This is a genomic window from Chryseobacterium sp. FH1 (genome assembly GCF_000735135.1).
Classification (GTDB): Bacteria; Bacteroidota; Bacteroidia; order Flavobacteriales; family Weeksellaceae; genus Epilithonimonas.
Genome location: NZ_JPLZ01000003.1, coordinates 226,855 through 239,777, shown reverse-complemented (window position 1 = coordinate 239,777; position 12,923 = coordinate 226,855). Strand labels below are relative to the sequence as shown.

At 36.4% G+C, this 12,923-nt stretch carries 11 protein-coding genes; 6 read left to right on the top strand and 5 right to left on the bottom strand.

The annotated features are described in order from the left end of the window. Positions 1-177: 177 nt before the first annotated feature. The 4 genes from IO90_RS05405 to IO90_RS05390 all read right to left on the bottom strand — a co-directional run bounded on the left by IO90_RS05405 (position 178) and on the right by IO90_RS05390 (position 5,816). Positions 178-1,107, bottom strand: coding sequence for a homoserine kinase (locus tag IO90_RS05405; protein ID WP_034964735.1), 930 nt, complete (start codon positions 1,105-1,107; stop codon positions 178-180). 90 nt (positions 1,108-1,197) lie between these two features. Further along, positions 1,198-3,642: a bifunctional aspartate kinase/homoserine dehydrogenase I gene (gene thrA / locus IO90_RS05400; RefSeq protein WP_034964733.1), complete on the bottom strand. Its 2,445-nt coding sequence runs from the start codon at positions 3,640-3,642 to the stop codon at positions 1,198-1,200. Positions 3,643-3,992: 350 nt separating this feature from the next. After that, the gene (locus IO90_RS05395) at positions 3,993-4,799 is read right to left on the bottom strand and encodes a helix-turn-helix domain-containing protein (RefSeq protein ID WP_034964732.1); all 807 of its coding nucleotides are present in this window, start codon (positions 4,797-4,799) and stop codon (positions 3,993-3,995) included. Positions 4,800-4,826: 27 nt separating this feature from the next. Then, positions 4,827-5,816, bottom strand: coding sequence for an SDR family NAD(P)-dependent oxidoreductase (locus tag IO90_RS05390; protein ID WP_034964730.1), 990 nt, complete (start codon positions 5,814-5,816; stop codon positions 4,827-4,829). A 340-nt stretch (positions 5,817-6,156) separates the two neighbouring features. On the opposite strand from IO90_RS05390, the gene IO90_RS05385 reads away from it, so the two are divergent. From IO90_RS05385 to IO90_RS05360, 6 genes are all read left to right on the top strand, one after another. Then, positions 6,157-6,492: a PadR family transcriptional regulator gene (locus IO90_RS05385; protein ID WP_034964729.1), complete on the top strand. Its 336-nt coding sequence runs from the start codon at positions 6,157-6,159 to the stop codon at positions 6,490-6,492. A gap of 5 nt (positions 6,493-6,497) precedes the next feature. Next, positions 6,498-8,222, top strand: coding sequence for a PspC domain-containing protein (locus IO90_RS05380; protein WP_034964728.1), 1,725 nt, complete (start codon positions 6,498-6,500; stop codon positions 8,220-8,222). A gap of 115 nt (positions 8,223-8,337) precedes the next feature. Further along, a complete protein-coding gene (locus IO90_RS05375; RefSeq protein WP_034964727.1) occupies positions 8,338-9,168 on the top strand; it encodes a GLPGLI family protein in 831 nt (276 codons plus the stop codon). A gap of 303 nt (positions 9,169-9,471) precedes the next feature. Then, on the top strand, positions 9,472-10,044 hold the full coding sequence (locus IO90_RS05370; RefSeq protein ID WP_034964725.1) for a 1-acyl-sn-glycerol-3-phosphate acyltransferase: 573 nt from the start codon (positions 9,472-9,474) through the stop codon (positions 10,042-10,044). 84 nt (positions 10,045-10,128) lie between these two features. Further along, positions 10,129-10,560, top strand: coding sequence for a PaaI family thioesterase (locus tag IO90_RS05365; protein WP_034964724.1), 432 nt, complete (start codon positions 10,129-10,131; stop codon positions 10,558-10,560). A 15-nt stretch (positions 10,561-10,575) separates the two neighbouring features. Further along, complete coding sequence (locus IO90_RS05360; protein ID WP_034964720.1) at positions 10,576-11,553, top strand: chorismate-binding protein; 978 nt, start codon at positions 10,576-10,578, stop codon at positions 11,551-11,553. 1 nt (position 11,554) lies between these two features. On the opposite strand, the gene IO90_RS05355 is transcribed toward IO90_RS05360, so the two are convergent. Further along, positions 11,555-12,919, bottom strand: a complete 1,365-nt coding sequence (locus IO90_RS05355; protein ID WP_034964718.1) for an aldehyde dehydrogenase — start codon at positions 12,917-12,919, stop codon at positions 11,555-11,557. Between the last annotated feature and the right edge of the window lie 4 nt (positions 12,920-12,923).

Below are 12,923 nucleotides of genomic sequence, written 5' to 3'. Positions count from 1 at the left end.
GGTTTTTCCCGGAGCGGAGCAAAGTTTAATTAAATGCTTTTCTCTTTTCTAAATTTAATATTTTCCAATCATATTTTATTATTGCAAATCTAAAGGAGTGGAAATCCTTTTTTGTGGCTGGAAAAGCTTTGGCAAAAAGATTGGGAACGGAAGGCGGAAATAGCTGCCCAAATAATTTTAATTAATCACTCGTGCGCCTTCGTCGTTGATTTTTGTGACGAATGATTCGCTTTCTATATTTTTTTGATTGAGTAACTCTTTGATTTTATGTGAAATAAATTCTGCAATTTCTTTCTTTTCGCACAAAGCGAAAACCGACGGACCGGAACCGGAAATCCCAAAACCAATCGCGCCATTGTCCAGAGCGAGTTGTTTCATCTCATAAAAATACGGAATCAACATCGCGCGAACTGGCTCTATGATGACGTCCTCGAGACTTCGGCTGACCAAACCAAGGTCGTTGGTGCTAAATCCGGCGACCAATCCTGCGATATTTCCCCATTGCTGAACGGCAGATTTCAGGCTGATTCTTTCCTTGATGATTTTTCTCGCTTCGCCTGTGGGAACATCTACGTGCGGATGAACGGAAACCACGGACAAATCCTTTGGATAAGGCAACTTGAGCGCATCCAACGGTTCGTAACTTCTGACCAAAACCATTCCGCCCATAAGTGCCGGCGCAACGTTGTCTGCGTGGGCATTTCCGCAGGCGATTCGTTCACCTTCCATTGCCAGTGGCAACAATTCTTGACGAGAAAAAGGCTTTCCCATCAATTCATTAATGGCGACCAAAGCCGCAACGCTACTCGCTGCGCTGGAACCCATTCCGCTGTTTAAAGGCATTTTTTTGTACAGCTCGATATCGATTCCTTGGGTTGAATTTATCTTTTCCAAAAACAATCGAATGACGTGGGAAACTACATTTTTTTCTGGGTCTTTGGGAAGTTTTCCGCCGTCACCTTCTATTTTTGTGATGGTGATTTTGTTGGAATCGTTTTTTGTCAGGATGATTTCGTCGCCTGGTTCATCAATGGCAAAACCGAGAATATCGTAGCCACAAACAACGTTGGCGACTGTTGCGGGAGCGAAAACTTTTATAGAATCCATTTTTATAATTGATAAATAATGAGTGATAAATGATATTTTATTAAAACGATGAATTGAAATCAACTAACAATTATCGTTTATCTTTTATGATTACTGAGCCGTAACTCTTACCAAATCTGCGAAAACGCCTGCGGCGGTAACTTCTGCGCCGGCGCCTGGACCTTTGACCACCAATGGCGTGTTTTTGTACCTTGAAGTGGTGAATGAAATGATATTATCGCTTCCTGACAGCCCGTAGAAAGCGTGATGGGCATCAACCATTTTGACTTCGATGTTGATTTTTCCGTCTTCCAGAATTCCGATTAGTCTGAGTTTTTGACCAGAATTCTCTGCTTCATTTTTGAATGATGAAAAGTAAGGTTCGTTCTTTTCTAACTCGTCATAAAAACTCGGAATCGAATCTGCTTTGAGGCAAGCTTCCGGAAGAAAATCTTTGATGTTGACATCGGACATTTCCAAAGGTAAGCCAATTTCTCTTCCAAGAATCAGCATCTTTCTGGAGAAATCCATTCCGTTCAAATCGTCTCTTGGGTCGGGTTCTGTGTAACCTAATTCTTGAGCTGTTCTCACAACTTCAGCGAAAGATTTTTCGCCAACATAATTATTAAAAATGTAAGAAATCGTTCCTGATAAAATGGCTTCTATTTTCAGAATTTCGTCTCCAGAAATCCAGAGGTCGTTCAGCGTTTTGATAATTGGAAGTCCGGCGCCAACATTTGTTTCATAGAGGAAACTGACGTTGTTCTTTTTCGCAAATCTTTTGAATTTGCTGTACTGCTCGTAAGCTGAAGAATTTCCTTTTTTGTTGCAAGTTACAATTGAAATATTATTCTCAAAAAATTGAGGATAATGACTTACCACATCTTCGCTAGAAGTATTATCTATAAAAACCAAATTAGGTAAATTTTTACTTGAAATAGAATTTATAAAATATTCTAAATTAGCATTTTCTAAATTTTTATCTAAAATTTCATTTAAGTCAAAATTCAAGCTTTCATTTTCTGAAATAATCATTTGTCGGCTATTTGTTACGCCTATAACATTGATTTTGATTTGGTGATTTTTCTCCAGATTTTCTTTCTCTCTTTTAAGTTGTTTGAAGAGTTCTTTACCGATATTTCCTGTTCCAGCGAACATCACATTGAAGGTTTTTACTGGCGAAAGTAAGAGCGAATCGTGGACAACATTCAGGGCTTTTGAGAGTTCATTTCTTTCAATGACAGCTGAAATATTGAGCTCAGAAGAACCTTGTGCAATGGCGATGATATTGATTCCATTTTTGCCCAAAGCGCTAAAAAATTTTCCGCTGATTCCTCTCGTTTTTTTCATATTCTCGCCGACCACCGAAAGAATACTTAGCTCATTATCGAACTGCGGTTCATCGATCTTGTTGGCATTGATTTCAAATTCAAATTCTTCCCGGATGGCTTTTTCGGCTTTTTTCTCATCATTAAAATTGACCACAAAAGAAATGCTGTGTTCCGAACTCGCCTGCGTAATCAAAATGACATTGACGTCATATTTTGCCAAAGCATTGAACAACCTTCCGCTGAAACCCTTCATTCCAACCATTCCGTTTCCTGTGATATTGACGAGACAGGTTTTCTCGATGGAGACAATTCCTTTGATTAGACCTTTTGAAACTTCGGATTTTTGTTGAATCAAAGTTCCTGGATTTTCCGGATTGAAAGTATTCTTAATGAAAATTGGAATTTGACTTTCGATGGCCGGAATCATTGTTGGCGGATAGATGACTTTTGCTCCGAAATAGGACATTTCCATCGCTTCCTGATAACTGAGTTCTGGCTGAGAAAATGCATTCTTTACTAATCTCGGGTCGGCTGTCATAAAACCATCAACGTCTGTCCAGATTTGGATTTCTTTAGCTTTTAAACCTGAGCCTAAAATCGCTGAAGTATAATCCGAACCACCTCTTCCGAGTGTTGTCGCATCTTGATTTTTATCTTGCGAAATGAAACCTGTCACTATATAAATTTGGTTTTCAAGATTCCAATTCTTAAGATTTTCATTGGTTTTTATGAAATCGACGGACGCATTTCCGAAGTTTGAATCTGTGACAATCAATTCTCTCGCATCTTTGTAAGTCGCAGGGAAATTTTCTGATTGAAGATAAGTTGCGATGATTTTACTGGACATTTGTTCGCCGTAAGCCAACAATCTGTCTTTGACTCTGCCCGATAATTCGCCCAAGTTTTTGACGCTGAAAAGAATATCTTCAATCTCATTGAAACTCACTTTCACCATCATTAATAAAGGATTCTGAGAAGTTCTTGGCAACAATCCTGAGATGATTTGGTAATGTTTTTCTTCTGCGACTTTCAATATCTCTGAGAAATCATTTTGTAGCAACGCCTCTTCCGCGGACAACAAAAGTGAGTTTGTAATTCCTGAAAATGCGGAACAAACCACCATCAAAGGTTCATTTTGGTTGAATTCTTTTTCAACGATTGATTTTACATTCTTCAGTGCTTCCAAACTTCCGACTGAAGTTCCTCCAAATTTTAAAATTTTCATCTTTTGTTTTCTATTATATATTACGCTCCTACGGAGCTTGGATTCTATTATCTATTATTCTACAAACATTTCGCTCCTTTGGAGCTTCCATTAATTATTCTTAATCTTATTTAAAATACAAAAAGCCTTTCTGAATTCAGAAAGGCTTTTTGCTAATTACTTATATTTTAAAATATCACAAACACACCTTTCTACAACTATTAATTGTAGTTGTTGTAGAAATCGTTGTTGTGGTTGTGAAAATCATTATCTTTTAGTAAATATCTTACGAAAGTATGAAAACATTTCTCATCTGCAAATTTTTAATCAATTATTTTTGATTGTCTGTGAATAATAACTTAAAAAATGGATTAAGTTTTAATGATTTTAGTCGGCGCATATCCAAATTGTTTTTTAAAAGCAAAGGAAAAATGCGACAGATTTTCGAATCCTGTTTCATAATATACATCGACAGGTTTTTTATTTTTTTCCGCCAGTTCATAATGCGCCAATTCCAGGCGTTTTTTGGTCAGCCAGCGCTGTGGCGTCAAACTGAATGCTTTGTAAAAATCCCGTTTGAAAGTCGTCAAACTACGTCCCGTCAAATAGCCAAATTTCTCTAACGGCATATTGAACATAAAGTTCTTTTCCATAAAAGCCACCAAATCAATCTTTCCGGGTTCATCAAAATTATTGAGAACAGAATCTATTTTTTCATCAATTGTTCTAAGGATATTAATGGCTTCGTTGATTTTTATGGAAGCAATATTTTCAGGGAAATTATTCTGCATTTCGAAATACGGAATCAAAGAAGCCAAACAGCTTTCCAGCAATGGATGCTTCTCGAAACTGATGATTTTTTCTGTTGTAGTTTTTGATTTTGCTTGATTATCCTTGTAAAATTCTCTAAGCCGTTTTGCTGACAAGTGCATTGCAACAGCTTTATGAGGCAATCCGTCTTTCGGATAATTGATGATTGTCGCCAATTGATTTCTTGGAATCAAAAATGTACTTCCCGCACCAAACAGAAAACTCTCGTCGGCCTGAATGATTTTCGTTTCGCCGGAAATCAGCCAAACCAGCAAATGGTCGTCAAATGCCGCTTCGGTCTTGAATAATTTGCCTTCATAACAGGAAAGTTTAATTTCCGGGTTGATATAATTTACCTTATAATCCATATTGCTCGTCACACAAAGTTACAAATATCAACTAAGGTCGAAACTAATTCCTGTCATTTCTTCACTTAATTTCCATAATCTTTTCGCATTGGCTTCATCTAATGAATAGGCTTTGATTCCACCGATAACCGACACATCTGGACTCAGAAGTGCTACATCTACATTTTCACAATAAACACCGCCCAAATCATTAAGCAAAGGACTTGTGGCACACCAAACCGTTGTCGCCGAACCTTGCGGAATGGTTTTTAAAGAAGCTTTGACTTCCGGCAGCAAATGCCCTTTAGCATCCACATAACCTAACTTTTGAAATAAATCTATTGGTGCTTCTCTAGACAACTCGGTTTCGCCAACTGCGCCCGGACACAAAGCATAACTTCTTACATTATGTTCTTTAGCACGATTATCCAATTCAAGCGAAAACAGATTGACCGCAGTTTTCGATTGCCCATATCCCAATAATGTTTCATACTCACGGTTTAGAAAATTTGGGTCTTCAAAATTGAAATCCGAAAACTGGTGTCCGCCGGAAGATACATTCACAATCCTTGCGTCATTTGCCTTTTTCAATGTAGTCCATAATCTTGCTGTGAGCTGGAAATGAGCCAGATAATTGACAGAAAATTGCGATTCGAAACCACGACTATCTCTGCGAAGCGGAACCCACATAATTCCAGCATTATTAATCAATAAATGAAGCGGACGTTCCGACGCCAAGAACTTTTCTGCAAACGTATTGATGGAATAAGGGTTTACCAAATCCAACGCTTCTAATTCTACATTAGGAATTCCGGCAAGATTTCTTTTTGCTTTTTCGATGTCTCTTGCTGGAACTATTACTGTTGCTCCGGCTTTCGATAATGTTTTGACTGTTTCCAATCCGATTCCAGTATTTCCTCCAGTTACGATTGCGGTTTTTCCCTGGAGATTAATTCCATTGATAACCTCTTCTGTCGTTGATTTTGCATTAAAGCCAGAATTAATCTGCTTTTGTAATGCTCCTTGATAATTGTTCATTTTTTAAATATTTATTGAAGCAAAATTAGAATACAAAACTCCCGTCCATTTTGTTTAAACGTCCTATTAAACTTTGTTTAAAAGTCCATTTTTAAACAAATTATATTCAGTTTAAATTTTATCATTTTTTTAATTTAAATTTTAATTACTGATAATCAATCAATTAAATATTATTATAAAAAATATTTACTACTTTGTATTGCACAATACCTTTTAGTTTACATATCTTTGCAATGTAAAGTTAAAGAAAGAGTTTTTTGAGCTTGGAAGACAGAAGTCGGAGAAGTAAAAGATTGAATCTTGAACTTTAAATTTTGAATTATAAAACCAAACAATTAATATGAATACCGAGAACACAAAGGCGCAGATGCGCAAAGGAATTCTGGAATTCTGTATTTTGAGTCTTATCCAACAACGTGAAATGTATGTTTCCGACCTGATAGAATCTCTCAAAAAAGGAAGACTGGATGTAGTGGAAGGAACGCTTTATCCGCTCCTGACAAGATTGAAAAATGGCGAATTCCTCGCTTACAGATGGGAAGAATCCACAAGCGGACCGCCAAGAAAGTACTACCAGATCACGGAAAAAGGAAGCCTCTTCCTCGCAGAACTGCAAACCACTTGGCAAGAACTGACAGATTCTGTCAACCAAATTATCTCAAACTCTCAAAACTAACTATTATGAACAAGACATTATCTATAGCACTCGCTGGTTTTTCCTTTACGATAGACGAGCTGGCTTACATAAAATTAAGCGATTATCTGAATGCTCTTAGAAATTCTCTAGACGCTTCTGAAGCAGATGAAGTGATGAACGACATCGAGATCAGAATGGTGGAGATCTTCAAAGAAACACTTGGAAAAAGAGAAGTGATCAATGATTCTGATGTTGAAAAAGTAATTGCTCAAATAGGAACTCCTGAACAAATTGACGAGCAGGAAGAAGCATATTTTTCTGAAGGGAAACAAAAAAAATCTAGAACCTCTGGAACATTCTCTTACAGCAGCAATTCTCAAAAGCAATTGTTTCGTGATCCGGAAAATGCAAAATTAGGAGGTGTTTGCGCAGGTCTGGCTTCTTATTTTGGAATGGATGTGACGTTGATGAGATTAATTTGGATCGCTGTTTTTATTATCGGATTTCCATTAGCACCATTATTTTTGTTCGTTGGATTGTTATATGTGATTCTTTGGGCCGTTTTACCAAAAGCAGAATCGGCTTCGGATTTTTTGAAAATGAAAGGAAAACCTCTGAACTTTGACAACTTAAAGGAAGAATCTAGCAAAGTTGTCCAATTCGCGAATGAAACTTCTGCCAAAGCTGGCGCCATCTACACACAAAACAAACCACAAATTGGTTCAGCTGGAGACACGCTTTTAAAAATCCTTAAATATAGTTTGGCGATTTTCCTAGCACTAGCGGCAGCAGGCTGTTTCATCGGACTTTTTGCAATGACGTTTGCTTACGGATCAGGGAAATTTGGGATTGATAACAATCTTGGATTCTATCTTGAGGAAAACAATATGGGCTATCTGATCTTAGCGATCGCGGCTTTGCCAACCATTATCTTCGGCGTTGCGTTCTTATTATTATCGATCAAATTATTCTCTCCAAAGACGAAATTCAATTATGTAGGACCTGTTTTGGGAACGCTAGGAATCATTTGGATTATTTTGATTGGAATTCTTGCAGCAAATGCATCTAAGTTCAATTTTGCTTACAGTGGAGACAACGAAGATTATGAAAACATCTCTATCACTGCTGCGAACGCTGTTGACACAATTTATATCGATAGCAAAAAAGTGCAAATTCCTGAGAACTTCAAAACCTACTTTAATAACATCTATTCTGACAAGTCTAAGATCTACAAAAAAGATTATCCACACGTAGAAATCACAAGAAGAGACAACATCAAAACGCCTTATCTGATTATAAAAAGAGAGGCAGACGGTTACAATCAGCCATTAAAGATGAAAGTACCTGTGGAAATTGTCGGAAATAGAATTATTTTACCAAACTATTTCGAATATCCTTATGAATATAGATTCAGAAATTACAGATTAGATTATGAACTTGTAGTTCCAAGAAACACAAAAATCATCAACGAGAAAGAATATCAAGTGTATGTGAGCGATGATAATGACGATGATGACAACGATTCCGATTATAATAACCACAGTGGAATCACGGTTGAGAAAAACAAAATCAATATCAACGGAACGACGATCGAGTACAATTCCGACAAAAGTGACAGCGTAAAAATCAATGGGAAATATTACTCCAAAGATTCTGCAGACGTAGTTTTGGAAAGAATGAAACTGGATGAGAAAGTTAAGAAATCTATCGAAGATCTTAACATCAATATCAAAGACGGCAAAAAAGAGATCAGTATCAAAACTAAATAATTTGAGAGTGGATTAGTCGAAAAGCGGGTCAAAAACTGTAAAGAGTTTCCGCTTTTCCTCTAGTTCTCCTAAAAATTATAAATGATAATTGTTAAACGATAAATGATTATTAACTATGAAAATCTATACTTTTTTACTTTTGGTATTTTTCACCACATTATCAAAAGCACAAACGCACAGATTCATTTACGAATATCAATTCAGACCAAATTCGGAATCTACAGAATACAGAAAGACCAATATGGCTTTGGACATTAATCCAACTGATGTCAAATTCTATGATTATGAAAGTGTTTTGAACGACTCGATCAACAAAAAAGGAGGTCGCAATTACAATTGGACCGGTGTGCCTGTCATCACAAGAAAGAAAAATTCTTTTCAGAATACCAATTACGAAATGATGATGGACTATTTTTCCTACCAAACCACCGACAAAATTGATTGGAAACTAGAAAATGAAACCAAAACTTCTGCACAATACACTTTGCAAAAAGCAACTACTAATTTTGGCGGAAGAGAATGGACAGCGTGGTTTTCCAAAGACATCAACATCTCAGAAGGCCCCTACAAATTCCGAGGTTTGCCAGGTTTGATTTTCGAACTGAATGACAGCAAAGATAATTTCATTTTCAAATTAGTAAAAAGTCAAAAGCTTGACAAGACTTATGACACGTCAGATTTCTTGGAAAAGTTTGCAGGCAAAAAACCATTGGAAGTAAAAATTGGAGATATGCACAAGCAAATGCTGAAGTTTTACAACGATCCAATGAAGGAACTGAGAGAAAAATTTGACGACGTACCACCTGGAACTTTCCAAGTTGGAGGAAAAAAGATCACGAGCAAGGAACAATTCAAAGAGATGGCAAAGGTAATGCAGGAACACATCCTGAAAAGCTACAATCCTTTGGATCTTACCAATGCCGTAACCTACCCGAGCATAAATTAGAAATTTAATAAAAAATTAACCAAAATTTTATTAATAACATTATTAAATTTATTAAATTTGTTTCAGAAATTATTTTCTAACCAAAAAACTTAAACAAAATGATACAACTTGTAATTACAATCGCTATCAAATTGGTGGATTTTTTCACCAGCCTTTTTTAGAACGTAAAGAATATTTAGATATTTCTTAAAAAATAAACATATTTTGTAAATTTGTAAAGTATAGCCTTGTGGCTGTACTTTATTTTTTTGTATTTATGTAATCTCGATTCCAGAGAACATTTAAAAAAGTAATAGTTTACTTATGAAAAAACTTATTGCAAAAGCAATTCTAAAACTAATCGGTTGGAAAGTCGTTCTGCAAGGCGATGTGAACAATCTTGACAGATGCATCCTAGTAGTTGCGCCACACACGGACAACAGCGAATATATCCTCGGCAATCTCGCCTATTGGGTTTTGGGAAAGAAATTGAAAGTCATCATCAAAGATGCGCACACCAAAGCTTTCTACGGTGGAATCGTGAAAGGCCTAGGTGGCGTTGGAATCGATCGTTCTCAGAAAAACGACCTTGTGAAATTTGTTGTGAATGAGTTTAAAAAAGATGATTTTAGTCTTGTGATCACGCCCGAAGGAACAAGAAGTTGGGTTCCGAAATGGCGAAAAGGCTTCTACAATATGGCATTGGCGGCGAAAGTTCCAATCGTGTTGGCTGGTGGCGACTACAAAAGAAAAACCATTAATTTGGGCTACATCATTCCATACGAGAAATTGGAAACACATACTTTTGAAGAAGTGATGCAGGAAATTCAGGATTTCTACGTGAAATATGACATTACGCCAAAACATCCTGAGAACTGGAATCCGCAGATTTACTAACTATAATTGATAAAAGATAGAAGATAAATGATTCCAATTCAAATCATTTAATTTTTTAATCATTTAATCCTTTAAATTTACTTGATGGAAGACGCAAAAAAAACAGAAATACTCGAGCAACTAAATAAAGCCAGCAAAAACACTTTGGGCGAAACGCTTGACATTGTTTACACCGATGTGTCAGATGATCATCTGACCGCTACGATGCCTGTAACACCGAAGGTTCATCAGCCTTACGGCATTATGCACGGTGGCGCGAGTTGCGTTTTGGCGGAGACTTTGGGATCTTGCTTGTCATTAATTAATCTTGACCTTTCCAAATCTGTTCCGGTTGGCACAAATATCAATAGCAATCATTTGCGAGCAATTAGAGAAGGAGTCGTAACTGGAACGGCGACTTTCATCAGAAAAGGAAACACGATGCACGTTTCCCAAATCGAGATTCGAGACGAAAAAGGAAACCTCATCAATCACACGACAATGACAAACAACATCGTCCCAGTCGGAAAAGTTTAATTTATTTTTTTCAATATGCTCGTTTTCAGATTGCCAGACTCAGAGGTTTTTCACACGTTGGAAAACTCATCAGAAAAACAGGTTTCATTCGTCAGTTTTGATTCTAAAACCGTTTTGGACTTCAAAGGCTCCATCAAGGAAATTTCAAAAGAAGACATAGAAAACTGCAATGTTGCTCCGAAAAACAAGAGTTCATTAATAGAAATCGGGAAAGAAACTTGCGATTCCTATGCAATCAAAATTAACCAAGCCAAAGATTTCATCGAGAAAAATGAGCTTAAAAAGTTGGTACTTTCCAGAAGGAAACTTTTGATGTATCTCGACATTGATTCTCAGAAAAAACTATCGTTAACGAAAAGTTTTCTGAAATTCTGCGACAACTACCCTTCTGCATTCTGTTATCTTTTCGAAAAAAACAATGAGATTTGGATGGGCGGATTTTCTGAAGTCTTGGGAAAATTTGACAAGAAAACAAACTCATTTGAAACGATGAGCCTCGCAGGAACTTTGCCGTTGGATGAAAGTTGGACAGATAAGGAAATCGAGGAACAGAAAGCAGTTACAGAATATATTCAATCTATTTTGAGGAAATTCTCTTCCAATCTGAAAGTTTCATCGACCAAAGATTTGATTTCAGGGAACATAAAACATCTCAAAACTGATTTTTCTGCAGAAATAAGTCCGGAAAGTTTGGATAAGATTATTTCGGAATTGCATCCAACACCCGCAGTTTGTGGCTTTCCTAAAGAACTTTGCGCGCAAGGAATCAAAAGTATCGAGCATTTCAAAAGAGAATTTTACGCTGGTTACATCAAGGTTGAGACTGAGGATTTTGTTTATTATTTTGTGAATCTACGATGTGCAAGCTTCTTTAAAAATTACGCATTTCTCTTTGTTGGTGGTGGCATTACATTGAAAAGCGACGCCCAAAAAGAATGGGAAGAAACGGAACTGAAATCTTTGGCAATCCAGAATAATTTGGTTTTTGAATAGATTAAAGAAATCTTTTTAGGAAAGATATTTTTTTATCGCTGTACGGCGGATATTTCAGGTTTGGTTCACCCCAAGTTTTTCTCTTCAAAATTGCTTTTTGATGAACGAAAGCATCAAAACCAAATTTCCCGTGATAATTACCTATTCCACTATTTCCAACGCCTCCAAAAGGTAAATTTCCGTTTCCAATGTGCATCAAAACATCATTAATACAACCACCTCCGAATGAAAAATGATTGAGAAAGTAAGACTTTTCATCTTCTTCATCAGAAAATAAATAAGCCGACAAGGGTTTCTCTTTCGACTTCAAATCGTCAATCGTTTGCTGAAAATTTTCATATGTCAAAATCGGTAATATTGGACCAAAGATTTCTTCCTGCATCACATCATCATCCCACGAAACATTATCCAAAACCGTTGGCGAAAGAAAATTGGTATCAGGATTTTTATGATTTCCGTAGATTACTTTTTCGTCATCAATCAATTTTTCAAGTCTTTGGAAATTCTTTGAATTGATAATACTGGTGTAATGACTTGCATTTTCCTGATAATCAAATTGGTCAAGATATTTTGTTAAACAATCTATGAATTTTGATCTTACATTTCTATGAACTAAAACAAAATCGGGTGCGATGCAAGTTTGTCCGGCATTCAGGAATTTTCCCCAAACTATTCTTTTTGCAGCAACATCCAAATTAGAATTATCAGAAACAATCACAGGACTTTTTCCACCTAATTCCAGAGTAACCGGCGTTAGATTTTTTGCAGTGGCTTCGTAAACAATTTTTCCAATTTTGGGACTTCCCGTGAAAAATATCTTATCAAAATTAAGTTCAAGCAATTCCGAAGTTACTTCTACTCCGCCCTCAGAAACATAGAGATAATTCTCAGGAAAATTTTCATTGATGAGCTTTGCCATAATTTCAGACGTATTTTCCGCCATTTCGCTTGGCTTCAAAATACAGACATTTCCTGAGGCAATTGCGCAAACAACTGGCAAAAGACTCAACTGATATGGATAATTCCACGCGCCAATTACCAAAGATTTACCGTACGGATCTTTGTAGATATAGCTGCTTCCTGGAAAATTTGAAAGGTTGGTCTTTACTTTTTGTGGTTTGCTTAGCTTTTTCAAATTCTTGATATAGAACTTGATTTCATTATAAATAAAAGATAATTCTGTCGTGTAAGTTTCAAACTCTGACTTTCGGAAATCTTTGTAGATGGCTTCGTACAGAAGGTTCTCACTAGCTTTAAGAATATTTTCCAACTTCTTCAACTGCGCTTTTCTAAAATCTAAATCAAGTGTTTTACCTGTTTTGAAAAATTCACCTTGATTATGAAATACTTGCTCTAATCTTTTCATCATA